This window comes from Pseudoxanthomonas sp. Root630, assembly GCF_001427585.1.
In the GTDB taxonomy this organism is placed as follows: Bacteria; Pseudomonadota; Gammaproteobacteria; order Xanthomonadales; family Xanthomonadaceae; genus Pseudoxanthomonas_A.
Genome location: NZ_LMGY01000010.1, coordinates 1 through 17,072, shown reverse-complemented (window position 1 = coordinate 17,072; position 17,072 = coordinate 1). Strand labels below are relative to the sequence as shown.

At 64.1% G+C, this 17,072-nt stretch carries 11 protein-coding genes; 9 read left to right on the top strand and 2 right to left on the bottom strand.

The window, feature by feature from the left end; genetic code table 11:
* The first annotated feature begins 222 nt into the window (after positions 1–222).
* Entirely contained in the window at positions 223–519 is a 297-nt protein-coding gene (locus ASD72_RS06150; RefSeq protein ID WP_056879071.1) for a hypothetical protein, read from the top strand.
* A gap of 957 nt (positions 520–1,476) precedes the next feature.
* Here the strand turns inward: ASD72_RS06150 and ASD72_RS06145 are convergent.
* Positions 1,477–1,719 (bottom strand): hypothetical protein, encoded by a 243-nt coding sequence (locus tag ASD72_RS06145; protein WP_056879070.1) that lies wholly within the window; start codon positions 1,717–1,719, stop codon positions 1,477–1,479.
* A gap of 270 nt (positions 1,720–1,989) precedes the next feature.
* On the opposite strand from ASD72_RS06145, the gene ASD72_RS06140 reads away from it, so the two are divergent.
* On the top strand, positions 1,990–4,617 hold the full coding sequence (locus tag ASD72_RS06140; RefSeq protein WP_056879069.1) for a TonB-dependent receptor: 2,628 nt from the start codon (positions 1,990–1,992) through the stop codon (positions 4,615–4,617).
* An 87-nt stretch (positions 4,618–4,704) separates the two neighbouring features.
* Positions 4,705–7,287, top strand: a complete 2,583-nt coding sequence (locus tag ASD72_RS06135; protein ID WP_056879068.1) for a M14 family zinc carboxypeptidase — start codon at positions 4,705–4,707, stop codon at positions 7,285–7,287.
* Between the two features lie 295 nt (positions 7,288–7,582).
* Here ASD72_RS06135 and ASD72_RS06130 read toward each other — a convergent pair whose 3' ends face one another.
* Positions 7,583–8,587 (bottom strand): LacI family DNA-binding transcriptional regulator, encoded by a 1,005-nt coding sequence (locus ASD72_RS06130; RefSeq protein ID WP_056879067.1) that lies wholly within the window; start codon positions 8,585–8,587, stop codon positions 7,583–7,585.
* 519 nt (positions 8,588–9,106) lie between these two features.
* Here ASD72_RS06130 and ASD72_RS06125 point away from each other — a divergent pair.
* The 6 genes from ASD72_RS06125 to ASD72_RS06100 form a co-directional block, all read left to right on the top strand.
* A complete protein-coding gene (locus tag ASD72_RS06125) occupies positions 9,107–12,247 on the top strand; it encodes a TonB-dependent receptor (RefSeq protein ID WP_056879066.1) in 3,141 nt (1,046 codons plus the stop codon).
* Between the two features lie 160 nt (positions 12,248–12,407).
* Complete coding sequence (locus tag ASD72_RS06120; protein WP_056879065.1) at positions 12,408–13,163, top strand: SapC family protein; 756 nt, start codon at positions 12,408–12,410, stop codon at positions 13,161–13,163.
* 4 nt (positions 13,164–13,167) lie between these two features.
* On the top strand, positions 13,168–14,187 hold the full coding sequence (locus ASD72_RS06115) for a cupin-like domain-containing protein (protein WP_056879064.1): 1,020 nt from the start codon (positions 13,168–13,170) through the stop codon (positions 14,185–14,187).
* Positions 14,188–14,203: 16 nt separating this feature from the next.
* A complete protein-coding gene (locus ASD72_RS06110; protein WP_056879063.1) occupies positions 14,204–15,733 on the top strand; it encodes a tryptophan halogenase family protein in 1,530 nt (509 codons plus the stop codon).
* A gap of 47 nt (positions 15,734–15,780) precedes the next feature.
* Positions 15,781–16,455 carry a DUF6445 family protein gene (locus tag ASD72_RS06105; protein WP_235577948.1) on the top strand — a complete coding sequence of 225 codons (675 nt, stop codon included), beginning with the start codon at positions 15,781–15,783 and terminating at the stop codon, positions 16,453–16,455.
* Between the two features lie 204 nt (positions 16,456–16,659).
* A partial coding sequence (locus ASD72_RS06100; RefSeq protein WP_255357639.1) for an FGGY family carbohydrate kinase occupies positions 16,660–17,072 on the top strand: 413 nt, incomplete at its 3' end.

Sequence of the window (17,072 nt, the reverse complement as noted above, 5' to 3'; positions counted from 1 at the left end):
CGCCCCAACATGGCGCTCGGGGGCATCACCCCCATGCAGAAACTGGCACTCGCTGCCTAGCTCCACTTCTGCTGTCCGCTAAAAGCGGGGGGATTACCGGTCGTCCTGAGTATTTTCGCCAGCACTGCATCGGCTCAGGAAAGTGCCACCTATCTAAAGTGCACAGCGAACAACGGCAACTTTGATGGATCCCACGGCGGAGGGAAAGAACGTCAGTTCAAGGTGACCGCCGCACCCAAGAAGATCTATTTCTGGAGAAGCACCACGCGTGGGGGCGGTGTATGGATCGACGCCAATGAGGCCCCCGAAAGCTACGTCTTGATAAGGGACAACACCCTCCTTGTCTCGGACAGGGTCATGGTGAACGGACGGGCGATCAAATCCAGCAACACTCAGATCATGCGTGACTCTGGCGAGTTCTTTGTCTTCTACGAGTTTCCCGAGCGGATGGACCAAACGCGATTTCTCCACGGCCAGTGCTCGTCGTCCAGCAATCCGCCTACAGACGCAATCCCTTGAGTTCAGCGCCTTGGGCCCAATGACGCTCGTCAACATGGCCGTGATTCAGTGATGTGCCGAGTGGAGGCATTCCGGGGCATGACGGCTCTGGAGAAGGGCAGGCGCATTCGTAGAGCTTCCAGCGCAGTTCCGAAGCGGCAACTAAAAAGGCATGACGGAACGAGGCCCGCTAGTGCGGGCCTTTGCTTTTTTTAAGTGTTCCAAGTTGATGCGGATGATGCGCGTCTAACTACGCCGTCCCACCTTGACGCCTTGTTCGACCGTGAGCCGTGTGCCGTGCAGTAGGCCTGCATGCCCGAGGTATCCCGCCAACGGTCCGGCGGCGGTTCCTGTCGCGGCGTCCTCCCATAAGCCCACGGTCGGGTTGAAGAAGCGCGCATGGGCAGCAGAAGGCACTAGGGGGTCGTGCGCGTACCAGTAGCAGCCTTCCGCTCCCACCTGTCGAAGTACGGCGAGAAGCGCGCGATGATCAGCCCAGCGCGATCCACGGCGCGCTGATCGTGCGCGCGGATCAACAGGTGCGGCGCCCCCGTGCTGGCGACACGAGGTGGGGGCGTCGTCAGGAGGGGCGGTGGGCGAAGACATCCACGGGTCCCACCACTGGCTCTGGCATTCTCTTGCTCCGACCGTCGCGATTGGGCGCTCCCATCCTCGTGCCCTGGACGCAGAGCCGGCAAGCGCGTCTTTTCCAGGCCAACCACCATGAGATTCGTCCTGGAGCCGATTCGCTCATGCATGAAGTTGGAGTAGCCATATATCGCCAATGTATGAGCAGATCACCAATCACTACTTCATATCCCGCGAGCGCCCCACTACAAATGCTTGGCCCGCTCCAGTCTGGAGCTTGATGTGTCGGGATACGGGAACCCGGCATCCGCGCGCACCGTCGGACCTCTGGATGTGTCGGACAGGTGTGCATGTCGGCGAGTCAAGACTGGAGCGGGCAATTTCCTCGAATCATGTCTGCTCAGGCGGAGCTTCCCGCCGCGAGGCATGGGCGCTGAACAACGCATTCAAGCGCTGGTATACATGCTCGTGATCCTCGGGTGCTGCCAGTTTCAGCACGGCTGTCGTCAAGCTCGCCCAGGTCTCTGCCCGTGACGCTGCGGTCGATGTCTTGTAGAGGATATCCAGGCGCTGGCCGATTTCGTCGATCAGAACGTCGAGCTCGGCAGGAGATTTGAATAGGGCGATAACCATTGGGGTTCTCGGTTGTCCAACATAGTGGCAACCCTAGAGGAAGCCATCACCAGCGTGCGTTATGCGTCGGTAAATCCCGCGCGAATCGACCATCCGCAGAGTTATCAGCGTGTAGCGATTGCTCATGAGTTCTCGTCGCGCCCATTGCCCGTCGCACGATGGGCCGCGTCGAAACGAAGGCGTGATGCATAAGCGCATGAAGAATATTCATTTCGCTTAACGGAACCTGCATGGCTCACTTCGGGTCCCCACGCCACTCCGGATTTCTAGATGCCCCGTGCAGTTCCTTTGGCCGCCGCCATTGCGGCCGTGCTTTCGCTCGCCCCCGATGTTGTCCACGCCCAGGACGCGGCGGTCCCCACCGACAGCAAGACACTCTCGACCGTCGTTGTGACGGGCTCCAACATCGGTCGCGCCGATGCAGAAGGGCCTAATCCGGTTCAGGTCATCAATCGCCAGCAGATCGAAGCATCGGGCAAGGCCACTGTCGCGGATCTGCTGCGTTCGATCTCGGCCAACACGGGCAACGCGTCCAACGAAACCAGCAACAGCGGCTGGGCTTCGGGTTCGGCTGGCATCGGCCTGCGCGGCCTCTCGCAGAAGAACACCCTGGTCCTGCTCAATGGTCGCCGTCTGGCGAACTATGGCTTCCCGGCGAACGGCCTGTCCGACACCTTCGTCAATCTCAATGCACTGCCTCTGGTGGCGGTGGAACGGGTGGAGGTCCTGAAGGACGGTGCATCGGCGGTCTACGGCTCGGATGCCGTGGCGGGCGTGGTGAACATCATCACGAGGCAGAACTTCGAAGGGCTGGATATCGGCGGCCGCATCGGCACCTCCGATGAAGGAGGACTCAACGAGCGCCAGGCCAAGCTGATCGGCGGGTTCGGCGACATCGACAGCGATGGCTACAACATCTTGTACAGCGTGGACTACTACGATCGCGATCGGCTGGACCAGAGCGAACGCAAGTTGACCCGATCCGGCATCTACACCGGCAAGCCTGGCGGTCGCTGGAACGGATGGTCGGCCAAGGGCGCGCGTTTCCTGGTCAATGGCGTCTCGGTACCGTTGCTGGATGCCAACGGCAACTGCCCGGAGGGCACTGTACTCACCGCCAGTGCGCCCATCGACGGCCTGGCAGGCAATACCTGCGCGTTCAATCTGGCCGACTACACCACGCTGATCCCGGCCACCGAGCGCCTGCAGGGGTACGTCAACGGCACGTTCCGCATCAACGACAACCTCGAGGCCTTTGGCGAGGCGCACTACAGCTATATCCGCGGCACGTCCTGGTTCGGTTCGAGCCCGTTCTTCACGCTGGAGAGCGGCCGCTTCGCACTGAATGCGGAAACCGGCCTGGCCGAGCCCGTGCCAGCGATCCTGCCTGCCAACAATCCCTACAATCCGTATGGCGTGGCGACGCCCATCGAGTACACCTTCTTCAACCTGGGCGCCTCGATCAAGACCAACCGCTCCGACTCGTACCGGGTCCTGGGCGGATTGCGCGGACGCCTGGGCGATTGGGACTGGGAAACCGCTGCTTTCGCCGCGCGCAGCAAGGAGGAGGAGGTCGTCGCCGGGGGCTTCGCGAATCGCTGGGCGCTGTACGACGCGCTCAACAACGGCACCTACAACCTGCACGATCCTTCCGCCACGCCTCAGGCGGTGTTGGATGCCATCGCCCTGAGCACGACGCGTCCGGCCGACTCGAAGCTGACCGGCGCCGATGCCAAGATCATCGGCCAGTTGTTCGAACTGCCCGCCGGCCGCGTGGGCTTCGCTGCCGGCGTCGAATGGCGGCGTGAGGAACTGGTGTCGCGCAATCCCTGGCAGATCGATGCCGGCCTGCAGATCCGCCCGGCCATCGCGGCCGTGGATGGCAGCCGCGATGTCGCCGCCGCGTACGCCGAGTTCAATATTCCCCTGCACTCCACGCTGGAGTTGCAGGTGGCCGGTCGTGGCGACCATTACAGCGATTTCGGCGAGGCGTTCTCGCCCAAGGTCAGTCTGCGCTGGCAGCCCTTCGACGCCTTGCTGCTCCGCGCGGCGGCATCCCGCGGATTCCGCGCACCGTCGCTGTCGGAGAATGCCGCCAGCACCAACATCTCCTACGGTTCGGTCGTCGATCCACACGATCCGGATGTGCCCGGTTCGCGCCAGAACCCGACGTTCTTCACCGTGGGCAACACCAACCTGGACCCGGAACGTACCCATAGCTACAACGCGGGCTTCGTGCTCTCGCCGTGGGCCGACACCAGCCTGAGCGTGGACTGGTACCGGATCGAACTGGACAACCTGATCGGTACCGGCAACAGCGCCACCATCGTGCAGGAGAACGATCCGGCCAACGTCATCCGCGATGCGCGCGGCAAGCTGCTGGCGGTCTACAACCGCTACCAGAACCTGACCGAGCTGAAGACTTCAGGTATCGATGTGGAGCTGCGCCAGCGTTGGCGCACCACCGCAGCGGGCGAGTTCGGGATCTCCAGCGCCTACACCCACGTGCTCGAGTATCGCCGGCAGAACACCGTGGGCGGCCCGCTGGTGGACTATGCAGGCAACAACCTCAGCTTCACGCTGCCGCGGAACAAGGCGACCACGACGGCGGACTGGAATTTCCGGGACTTCACCACGGCGTTGACCTGGTACCACACCGGCGGCTATGCGCAGACGCGCAGCACGGCGCAGTCGCGGGTGGATGGCTACGACCAGTTCGATCTGTATTTCGCCTGGAGCGGCCTGGACAAGCTGACGCTCTACGCCAAGGTGCAGAACCTGCTCGACGAGGAGCCGCCGTACGACGCTTCTTTCCCCGGCATCCGCGCGCCCTACGACTTCTCCCAGTACGACCTGCGTGGGCGCTACTTCTCGGTGGGCTTCGACTACCGATTCTGACCTGCAGGCGGCCGCATCACGGCCGCCTTGCTTCCCTCCCTCGTCGCGTCCGGCACGAATGCCGGGCGCGCGCTATCGGAGTGTCTGATGCTTTCTGCTGCACGCGCCTTGTTCCTGGCCCTGCTGGCCTTGGCTTTCTCGTTCGCTCCTTTCGCCGCACGGGCGCAAACGTCTTATTTCTTCCCTGGCCCCGTCGATGCCGATCCCGCGGTTCCCACACCCGAGCAGTTCCTCGGCTATCCCATCGGCAGTCGGTACACACGGCACGATGAACTGGTGGCTTACCTCAACGAACTGGCGAAGACGTCGCCACGCGTGAAGGTCGAACAGACCGGCCGCAGCTATGAGGGTCGTCCTCTGCTGCTGGTGACCATTACCGATGCCGACAATCAAGGTCGGTTGGAGGAGCTCAGGCGGTCGCATGCGACCCTCGTCGACCCCGCGAGTCCGGATGCTGCATCAGCCAACGTACCCGTCGTCGTCTGGCTGGCCTACAGCGTGCACGGGGCGGAGACCTCCAGCGCCGAGGCCGCGCTGCTGACGGCCTGGTATCTGGCGGCGGACCGCAGCGAATCCACCCGCCGTTGGCTGCGCGAGGCCGTCGTGCTGCTGGATCCGGCCCAGAACCCGGACGGACGGGATCGCACCGCCAACTGGCACAACGCCTGGGCCTCCTCGCCGCCGTCCGCCGATCCTGCCGACCGCGAACATGTGGAGCCGTTCCCGGGCGGGCGCTTCAACCACTACCTGACCGACCTCAACCGCGATTGGTTGGCGCTGTCGCAGACGGACAGTTGGCCGAAGGTGGCGCATTTCCATCGCTGGTACCCGAACGTCCAGATCGACTTCCACGAGATGGGCAAGGACAGCACGTACTACTTCGAGCCTTCGCCCAGGAGCATGGAAAGCCCGCTGCTGCCCAAGAGCTCCTATGAAGCCAACAAGGTGCTGGCCCGCTATCACGCGCAAGCGCTGGATGCCCTGGGCTCGCTGTACTACACCGGCGAGAACTTCGACAACTTCTCGCCGATCTATGGTTCGACCTATCCGGACTTCCACGGCGCCATCGGCGTCACGGTGGAGCAGGCCAGCTCGCGCGGGCGCGTGCAGGAAACGGTCAATGGTCCGCTGACTTTTCCCTTCACGATCCGCAACCAGCTCAATGTCGGCCTGGCCACCGTACGCGGCGCAGTTGAGCAGAAGGCGTACCTGTTGAAGCTGCAGAAGGACTTCTTCCGGAGCGCGCTGGAGCAGGCGAACGGGTACCCCGTGCGCGACTGGGTCTTCGGCGATGCGGCCGATCCAACGTTGAGCCGTCGTCTGTTGGCCTTGCTGCTGCGCCACCACATCAGGGTGCAGGCGCTCGAGCAGCCGGTAGACATCGACGGCAAGCGTTTCCTGCCCGGTTCGGCTTGGGTCGTGCCCGCCCGGCAGCCGCAGTTCCGCCTGGCGCACGCGATCTTCGAGTTCACCCCGCCGGTCAAGGGCGATGTCTTCTACAGCGGTACGTCCTACGCGATCGCGCCGGCATATGGCGTAGCCTACGCCGCCAGCCGACGCGCGCTCCCAGCCGGTGCGCCCGTCACGCAGGCGCCCGCCAACAACGGCGGTGTAGTCGGAGGCGCTGCGGGGTATGCCTACACCTTGGACCTGCGCGACTTCGGAGGTTATCGGCTGGTGGGCACGCTGCTGCAGGAAGGGTTCCGGTTGCGCGCGGCGTTTGCGCCGTTCGTGGCGGGTACCGAGTCCGAAGAAGCGAGTCACCCACATGGCACGGTGATCATTCCCGTGGCCGGCCAGCCGCTGCAGGGCGATGCCTTGCGCGAGCGACTGAACGCCTTGGCCGACGCCAGTGGCGTCCGCGTACGCGCATTGGCGTCGGGCCTGAATCGATCCGGCATCGATCTTGGCAGCGACAGCATCAAGGCCATCCGCAAGCCGTCCATTGCGCTGGTGCTCGGGCCTGGCGTGTCCCCACCAGAGATAGGCTCGGCCTGGTACGCGTTCGACACGGCACTGGGCGTGCCATCGGCGAAGCTGGAGCCATCGCAACTGGCAACGGTGCCGCTGGATCGCTATACCGGCATCGTGCTGGCCAGCGGCACCTATTCGGACGTCCCCGAAGCGAGTGTCACCGCACTGAAGCGTTGGATCTCGCAAGGGGGCTCGCTGGTGACGTACGGCAGCGGTGCGCGCTGGGCGATCGAGAAGGGCCTGGCCCAGGCCAAGCTGCGTGAAGGCGGCGAGGATATCCCGAAGGAACGGCTTGATTTCGGGAGCCAGCGCGATGTCTTCGCGCTACGGCGTGTCAGCGGCAACATCCTCAGTGCGGATGTCGATCTCACGCACCCGCTGGCCTTCGGACTCCAGGACCGGCGGATCCTGATCAACAAAGAGACCGGGCTCGTCTTCGAGAATGGGGGCAATCCCTATCTCAATGTCGTGCGCATCGATGCCTCCCCACGCGTCAATGGCTACTTGTCGGAGATCAACCGCAAGCGTGTGGCCGATAGCGCCTTCCTGCAGGTCGCGCCGTTGGAGCAGGGCAATGTGGTGGTGTTCGCAGACGATCCCGCGCACCGCAAGTACTGGCATGGTACCGAGCGTCTGCTCCTCAACGCCGTCCTCTTTGGCAACCATCTGAACCCGGTGAAGCAACGCGGTGAGTAAGCCTCTCGGCCTGGTGATCATCCCGGCGCGGGCCCCATGGTTGCGCCGTCCTCATGCCTTCTCTCCAGGCGGTGGGCGGCGCAACCGCTCTTCGTAGATCAAGCAGGGCACATAGGCAGCCTGTCGGCGGGCGCAAGCAGCGTTGTCTCTCAGTGCCGCAGCGCGATCTGCCGATGCTGGCCTGGCATGTCCGCTTCTGGCCGGAAGCGGACATCAGCGGACAGGGGACTAGGGATGTTTATCGGGGGTAGGTCAGGTCTTCTCTCGACCCATAGCGGACATATCGACTTTTCAACTATTCACTGGATTTTCCATTCTTCGCTTTCCCTTTGAATCCCGGGCCACTCGATACGGACGAACGTCGCACCAGTTGGTGAGGCAATACACGGTTGACGATGACGCGAGTGGATGATCCGCGCCTGATTTCGCGAAGAAGAATATCGATGGCCGCGTCGGCCATGGCGGCGACCGGCTGGTGGACAGTCGTCAGTTCCGGCCACACCATCGTCGCCGCGGAGGTGTCGTCGAATCCTACGACCGAGAGATCGCGGGGCACGTCCAGGCCACGACGATGCGCCACCGAGACAACCGCCGACGCCATATCGTCGTTGCTGGCGAAGATCGCGCTGGGCGGATTACGTAGTGCAAGAAGCCGCTCCGCCGCATCCAGGCCGGAGCGGTAGGTAAAGTAACCGGGCTGGACGAGCTTGTCGTCGTAAGCGATTCCGGCTTCGGCCAGCGCATGCCGGTAGCCCTGCCATCGGTGTGCGCTCGCGGTCTGGTTGGAGTCGCCCGTGATATAGCCGATCCGCTTGTGACCGCACTCGATAAGGTGCGAGACCACGTCCCGGCTGGCGCAATGATCGTCGATGCGCACGCAGGAGAGCGTGTCGCTGAAGTGGCCCGAGGCGATCGAGACAACCGCCACGCCCGCCTGCGAAAACTCGGACACGATGGCTGCCGATTCACAGAGCGGGGGAGGCAGGATCACGCCCGCCACGCTGTTCGACAGTTGCTGGGCCGCTTTCCGGCTCGCCTTCTCGTCAAGACCGTCCCAGGTCGCGATCACCAGTTGTGCGGCCGCACGCGCCGATCCACGCAGAGCACCGACGAGCAACTCGCGCAGATAGCTCGAGCTGGGATTGGTGTAGATAAGCGCGATACACGTGTGTTGCGCGGCGGCCAGCGAACTCGCCGCCAAGTTGGGGCGGTAGCCAAGCTCGCGTACGCTTCGCATGACGCGCTCGCGGTTGGCGTCGCGTACGCCGGCGTGGCCATTCACCACGCGGGACACCGTCATCGGCGACACGCCGGCGTGGCTCGCCACCTCGTCGATGGTGACGGCACGCCCTTTGCGCCGAACGGCCTTTGAATGCGTCTTCACGCAGTGGACTCCGTTGTGGTGGACGGCCAGACCGGGACGAAACTGCGGTTACCGCGACTGTCCTTCCCGTGAAATCGTTTTCTCAAGCGGCATTCCTCACCCGCATCCTCACGCCCTCGACGTACAGCGGCAACTTTGCTGCGCTGCATGGTGACAAGCAGGAATGCGCGTGATTAGTCTGCGCTCCAACGCGATGGTAGCGCTACCACTAAGGCTTCTGTCGGGAACTTGCCACCTCCATCGCGTCGTCGTCCGATCACGCTTGAAAGCCGGAATGCGGAAGGGTCATCGGGTACAACCGCAGCCGGACTGGAAGACGGGCCTTGCCCGTGGCCGCCCCTTGGGAGGGGCGATACATCCATTCGATCGTAAGCGAGAGGGGAGATCCATGAGCGCGTGCTGTTTCCGTAGAACTTCAGACCTGAGGGCAAGTTCATGAGCCGGAAGTTGGCGAAATTCAAATCGAAGGCCATGTTCACCTTCGTCGGGGGCGTCCTGGTCATCAACCCCGCGTTCGGTCAGGAGGCGCAACCGCAGCCCGCCCCGACCGCCCAGCAGGCGCAGGCCACCAGCACCGATGCCACCAACCTCGACGCGGTCGTGGTCACGGGTATGCGGAACAGCCTGAGCCAGGCGATGGACATCAAGCGGGATTCCGCGGGTGTCGTCGACGCGATCAGCGCGGAGGACATCGGCAAGTTCCCCGACACGAACCTCGCCGAGTCGTTGCAGCGGATCACCGGCATCTCGATCGAGCGGCGTGACGGCGAAGGCGCGCAGGTCACGGCGCGTGGCTTCGGCCCGCAGTTCAACATGGTGACTCTCAACGGTCGCCAGATGCCGGGCGCCGACGCGTTCGGCGCGTCCGGTCAGGTCGCCATCGGCGGCGTGGACGGCGGCACCCGCGCCTTCAACTTCGCCCAGCTCGCCGCAGAAGCGATCAACGGCATCGAGGTCTACAAGACGAGCCAGGCCCAAGTGCCCAGCGGCGGCATCGGCGCCACCATCAATATCCTGACTGCGAAGCCGTTCAACTACGAGGGCGTCGTCGCCAATGCCGGCGCCAAGCTGGTGTCCGATGAAAGCCAGCCGTTCGGCAACGACATCACGCCAGAACTTTCGGGCATCTTCAGTTATACCAATCCCGACAAGACCTTCGGCGTCAGCCTCAGCGCGAGCCACCAGAAGCGCAAGGGCGGTTCCGTCCAGGCGACCGAGAACTACTGGAACATTCAACCGTGGACCGGGACCATGCCCGGCAACCCGAACGTCGTCAACGCGCCGGCCATCGGCGAACTGTATGCGCGTCCGAACGACCTGCGCTATGCGTTCTCCGAGTTCGATCGCGAACGCGTGAATGGCCAGGCCGTGGTCCAGTTCGCGCCGACCGACAGCCTCACCCTGACCCTCGACTACACCTATTCGACCAACGAGATCACCGAGAATCGTGGCGAGCAGGCGATGTGGCTGCAGAACAGCAACTATACCGACATCGAGTTCGACACCAGCGGCGCCGTAGCCACGCCCATCTACATCCGTGAGATCGCCGGCACCAAGGATTTCGGCATCGAGCAGCAGCGCAGCATGCAGAAGTACAAGCTGGGCTCGCTCGGGTTCAATGCGGCCTGGGATGTCAGCGACAATTTCCGCCTGACGTTCGATGCGCACAATTCGAAGAACGAAAGCCGGCCCAACGATCCGCTCACCGGTGGCGGTTCGATCTTCATGAGCATCGCGGGCACCAACAACTGCACCACCGGGCCGCATTGCGGCGGGTCCTGGGTGCAGGAGCTGGTCTTCAACAACGGCCTGCCGGTGGGGACGCAGACGTGGTATCCCTCCACGGCCGATGCCGTGGCCGGCACGAATGGCGTGGTCAATCCCGGGTTCGTCGAGGGCGAGGTCGGCTCGCAGGTGCTTCGCATCAACGCGCAGACCCAGATCAGCGAGATCAAGCAGGCCCGCATCGACGGCGAGTGGAGCTTCGACCGCGGTCGATTCCAGTTCGGCGTGGACACGAACAAGTCGACCACCCATCGCATCCAGGCCGCGGAAGCCTATTCGACCCTGGGTGACTGGGGCGTGGCGAACGTCGACTCCGATACGGCGGCCGGACTGATGGATCTCCTGCAGCCGGTCAATATCGGCAGCCTGTTCGGTGACTACAACGTCTCCAGCTGGCCGGTATGGCGCGGCAACGCGGGCGAGCTTGCTCAGTGGGCGGCGGACGAGTACGGCGTGGGGCTGGGCGTCAGCCCGCAACGTGCGGCGGACAACCGGGTGGAGGAGAAGACGCATTCCGCCTACTTCCAAGTGGAACTGGAGGGCGACCTGGGCGGCATGCGCACCAATACGCGGCTTGGCGTGCGCTACGAGACGACCGATGTCGTATCCACGTCCGTCATCGCCATTCCCGAGGCCATCGAATGGCAGGCGAACAACGATTTCCGCATCGTACTGTCGGATGAGCAGCAGCCCTTCAGCGAACGCGCGAGCTATAGCTACATCCTGCCCAACCTGGACTTCAGCATCGATTTCACCGATGAGCTGAAAGGCCGTGCCTCGTTCGGCAAGAGCATCGCCCGTGCGCCGTACGGCAACCTCTACGCCGGCCCTGGCGCGCAGCAACCCTTCGGCTCTGTGTTGATCGACCCGTCAGTGCGTGCGAGCGGCAATGCGCAGAACCCGAGCTTGAAGCCGCTCGAATCCGACAACCTCGATCTTGCGGTGGAGTGGTACTTCGCCGATGCGAGCTACGTGTCGTTGACGTACTGGAACAAGCAGGTCGCCAACTTCATCGGCAATACCGTCGGCCAGGAATCGCTGTACGGCTTGCGTGACCCGACCTCCGGTCCGGATGCGCAGGCGGCACTCGCCTTCCTCACCAGCGCGGCGTGCGTGGCGCAGGTCGGCGCCGCCAACGCATCCGCGTGCTCGGCGAACGACACATCGCTGTTCACCGCGCTGGCGTTGCTGCGCAACGATCCCGCGGGCCTGGCGGCGTTCAACGGCACCGGTGCGCAGGCGCTCGCGACCGAAGCGGCGTACAACCTGTACGGCGAGGCCGACGATCCGCTGTACCAGTTCAACGTCAACCGGCCGATCAACCAGAACGACGCCAAGCTGCACGGATGGGAGATCGGCGGTCAATACTTCTTCGGCGACAGCGGCTTCGGCGTTCTGGCCAACTACACCGTGGTGAAGGGCGACGTCGGCTACGACAACGGGGGCGATCCGGCCATCGACCAGTTCGCGCTCACCGGCCTGAGCGATACGGCCAACGCCATGCTCATGTACGAGAAATATGGGTGGTCCGTCCGCCTGGCCTGGAACTGGCGCGATGAGTACCTGATCCTGGCCAACCAGGGCGCGAGCCGCAATCCGTACTACGTGGAGGAGTACGAACAGTGGGACCTCAGCGTCAATTACACGCTCAACGACCACTGGTCCTTCGGGCTGGAAGCGATCAACCTGACGGGAGAGGACGTCCGCTGGCGAGCGCGCACCGACCAGATGATCGTCAAGCTCGCCGACCAGGACCCGCGTTTCATGCTGGGCATGCGCTACAAGTTCTGAGTTAGGCGATAGCCACCCTCTCTGGATGTCGCCGAGCGGGACCGCTGCGCAAGCAGCGGTCCTTTTTCACGAGGTCGACGGTGTCCTGGGGACTGGCGCGAACGCGGACGGCCGGCGTTAGTATTGGCCGACGCCTTACGACTCCCGAGATACTCCGACGATGGCCCGCTACGAACTCCTCAACAACGTGTCGCACAAGGATCTCCGTATCGCGACCAGCTTCGGGCCCGAGTTCGGCGACGACGTGGGGATGGTGCCTGCGTTTCCCAGCGAGTTTGCGGAGCTGCAGCGCGAGTATCCGATCTTCCTGCGGAAAGACCCGGGGAGCGGGGAGTGGCAGTCGGTCGCGTTGCTCGGTTTCGAGCAGCGCGAGAACCTGTTCCTCCGTGACGGGCGGTGGAACGCGTCCTACCTGCCGGGCGCGGCCGCGAAGGGTCCGTTCCTGATCGGCTACCAGGAGCAGCACATCGACGGCGAGCTGCGCCAGGAAGCGGTGATGCACGTGGATGTAGAGCATCCGCGCGTGAATCTCGCGGAGGGAGAGCCCGTGTTCCTGCCGCACGGTGGCAACACGCCGTATCTCGAACATATCGCGGGTGTCCTGCGCGGCATCCGCGATGGCAGCGCCTTCGGTGCAGGCATGTTCGCGGCATTGGATGCCGCTGGCCTGGTCCAGCCTGTCAACCTCGATGTGCAGCTGGACAAGCAGCATCGGGTGGCTGTCAGCGGCCTGTACGGCATCGACCGGGAGCGACTGGTGTCGCTCGATGGGCCGGCGCTGCTGGGGCTGAACCGTGCCGGTTACCTCGAGGGGACCTATCTGATGCTCGCATCGCTCCACAACGTCCGTCGCCTGATGGCCGAGAAGCAGCGCCGGCTGCGCGTGCAGGATGCGGCACCCAGCGGCAAGGACTGACGCCATGGCGCACGGCACGACGATACGGACCCTGCATGATGTCGGTGCCGATGCGCTGCCGCTGGATGGGATGCTGGCCGACGGACAGCCGCTCGTACTGAAAGGGATCGCGCGCGATTGGGAGCTCGTGCAGACGGGCCTACGCTCCACGCAGGCCGCGATGGCGTACTTGCGCGGCCTGGATGCCGGTGTGCCAGTCCAGTACTCGTTCGGTGAGCCAGCGATCCAGGGGCGTCCGTTCTACAACGACGACTTCACGCGGCTGAATTTCGAAGTGCGACGCGGGCGCCTTGCCGAGGTGCTGGACGGCATCGCGGCCCATCTTGAGGATCCGCAGCCACCGACCTACTACGTGGCCTCGCTCCTGGTCGATCGTGCCTTGCTGGGCTTCGGCGCATCGAACGGACTGCCCTTGGCGCGATACGGCATCGACGCGCCCCCGAGTATCTGGATTGGCAATCGCGTCGTCGCTTCCTGCCATTTCGACGCGCCGGACAATCTGGCGTGCTGCGCCGTGGGCCGGCGCCGGTTCACCCTGTTTCCGCCTGAGCAGATAGGCAACCTTTATCCCGGGCCGCTCGACCCGACGCCGGGGGGGCAGGTGGTCAGCGTGGTCGATTTCGAACGTCCGGACTTCGAGCGCTATCCACGGTTCCGTGACGCGCTGGCCACGGCGCAGACGGCGACCCTCGAACCCGGGGATGCCATCTTCATCCCCAGCATGTGGTGGCATCACGTGCGCAGCCTCGAACCGTTCAACGTGCTGGTGAACTACTGGTGGCGGCGCTCGCCGGACTTCCTTTCCTCACCGTTGCCCGCGCTCCACCACGCACTGTGGACGCTGCGCGACCTACCCCAACGCGAGAAGCGGGCGTGGGCGGCGATCTATGAGCATTACGTATTCGGTCCGGCCGGGCACGCGGGCGAACATCTTCCCGAGCAGGCACGCGACCTGCTGGGCCCGATCGACGAAACGCAGGCCAGGCGCATCCGCGCCATGCTCATCAACCGCCTCAACCGCTGACCCCGGGAGTACTGCATTGGATTCTCCAGACGCACCAGAAGGACACATCCGCAAGGTGGTGATCGCTGGCGGGGGCACCGCCGGGTGGCTGGCGGCCTGCGCGCTCTCGCATCAGTTCCGCGATCGGCTGCAGATCACCCTCGTCGAGTCCGAGCAGATCGGTACCGTGGGCGTCGGCGAATCGACGGTGCCACCGATCCGCACCTTCCATCGTTTCCTGCAGATCGACGAACAGGAGTTCCTGCGTGCGGTAGCGGGCACGTTCAAGCTCTCCATCTCGTTCGAGAACTGGCGCCGCCCGGGCGATCGCTACATCCATCCGTTCGGGATCACGGGGCAGGGCACATGGGCAGCGGCCTTCCATCATTTCTGGCTGGACAGCCTGCGGCGTGGGATGCCTTCGGAACTGGGCGACTTCTGCCTTGAGACCGTGGCGTCGCGCGGCGACCAGTTTTCGTTGCAGACGCAGCCCCAGGTCAACTACGCGTACCACTTCGATGCAGGGCTCTACGCTAGATTCCTTCGCCGCATCGCGGAGGGATATGGACTCTTGCGCGTTGAAGGGAAGATCCGCGAGGTACGACAGCATGCGCACGACGGTTCGGTGCAGTCGCTGGTGCTCGAGGACGGGCAGATCATCGAGGGCGACCTGTTCATCGACTGCACCGGTTTCCGCGGCCTGCTGATCGAACAGACGCTGCAGACCGGCTATGAGGACTGGAACGCGTGGCTGCCCAGTGACCGGGCCGTAGCGGTGCAGACCGAATCCATCGGCCCACCCGTTCCCTACACGCGCGCGATTGCGCATGAGGCAGGGTGGCGGTGGCATATCCCGTTGCAGCATCGAGTTGGCTGCGGCCTGGTGTTCTCCAGCCGCCACATGTCCGACGACGAGGCGCGCGCCAAGCTGTTGCACGATGTCGGCGCGCCGGCGATCCGCGACCCGTGGCTGGTTCCGTTCCGTACCGGCCGTCGACTGAAGGCATGGAACAAGAACGTGGTTGCGCTTGGCCTCGCCAGTGGATTCATCGAGCCGCTGGAGTCGACCAGCATCCATCTGGCGATCAGCGCCGTGGTGCGCCTGGTCCAGTTGTTTCCGTTCGCCGGCATCGCCCCGTCACTGGTGGAGTTGTACAACGAGGTAAGCCGCGCCGAAATGGAGCATGTGCGCGATTTCATCATCCTGCATTACCACGCCACGCAGCGCGACGAACCCATGTGGAAGTCCTGCCGTGAGATGCCGCTGCCCGAATCCCTCGAGATCCGCCTGCGTGCATGGCGCGAGCGCGCGCATGCCTGGCAGGATCCGGATGAACTGTTCCGCGTGGATTCGTGGACACACGTGCTGCTGGGGCAGGGCATCCGGCCGGGTCCGCCGCACCCACTGGCCCGTGCCTTGGCCGACGACGACCTGCGCAGGCTGCTGGATTCCATCCGGCAACCGATCGCGCGTGCGGTCGCGACGATGCCGTCGCAGCAGGCCTTCATCGATCGCTATTGCAAGGCCGGCGCCGAGGTATGGGGCGGCCGGCGGGCGCCGAACTGACCATCGCCGCGCAGGGCATCCTCATGCAGTTGGCACACCATCCTGACATGCGTATCACCCGTCGGACCATCGGGCGGGAGTGCGCGCCGCTGCTGCTCATCGATAATCTGCTGGAGGATCCGGACAGGATGGTGCGCAAGGCGGCCACGCGGCAGTACGTGAGGCACACCACCATGTTCCCGGGTGTACGCGCGCCCGTGCCACGCGCCTACCAGCAGTTCCTCGAGGCGACACTCAATCCCCTGTTGCGCGAATGTTTCGATCTTGCACCAGGTCGCTTCGAGCTTCCGATGTGCCATTTCTCGCTGGTGACGCAGTCACCGGCGAGCCTGCATTTCCTGCAGCGCGTGCCCCACATCGATTCGGTGAACCGCAGCGGCCTGGCGACGATGCACTATCTCTTCCGAAACGCGTGGGGCGGCACGGATTTCTATCGCCATCGTCACACCGGCTTTGAATACATCGATGAAGCTCGTCACGCCACCTATTTTTCCCGACTGGCAGAGGAGGCCCGAAACGAGCCCGCTGCCGCCGCCGGTTACATCGATGGCGACACGCCGTTGTTCGAGCGTGTCGCGAGCGTCGAAGGCGTTTTCAACCGACTCGTCGTTTACCGCCGCAACTCCCTGCATTCGGGACGCATCGACAACACGCGTGCGCTGCCCACTGATCCCTTGCAGGGGCGGCTGTCGATCAATACCTTCATCAATGTGGCAGGCTGATGCCAGTCCAGAAACCACGGCCAACGTGTTGTTTGGCATGGAATTCCGCGGTGCAGCACGCTTTTTTGACGGCCGCTGGTTACAGTTGCCCCGCACGCGCTGCGAGCGGCTGCGTGGTGCAGGAAGAGGGAGCAGAGGAGCCGGTTCCCTTTTTTTACCGGCCTAAATGGTAGCGCTAACTTTTTGTGTGAGAGGCGGGGATCGATGGCATTGACGGTCGGGATCGATGCAGGCACGCAGAGCGTGAAGGTGGTGGTATACGACGCCGCGGCGCGTGCGATCGTGGCCAGCGCCAGCGCGCCGCTTGGCCTGACCAGCGGCGACGATGGCAGCCGCGAACAGCATCCCGCCGATTGGGTAGTGGCGATGCAGGCCTGCTTCGACCGCATCGATCCCGCCGTGCGGGCGCGGGTCGTGGCATTGGCGGTCTCGGGCCAGCAGCACGGCTTCGTGCCGGTGGATGCCGCTGGCGAAGTTCTCGCACCCGCCAAGCTGTGGTGCGACACCAGCACCACGGCTGAGTGCGCGCAGATCATGGACGCCGTCGGCGGTGCGGCACGCACCATCGCCCTGGCCGGCAATCCGATCCTGGCCGGTTACACCGCCTCGAAGCTGCC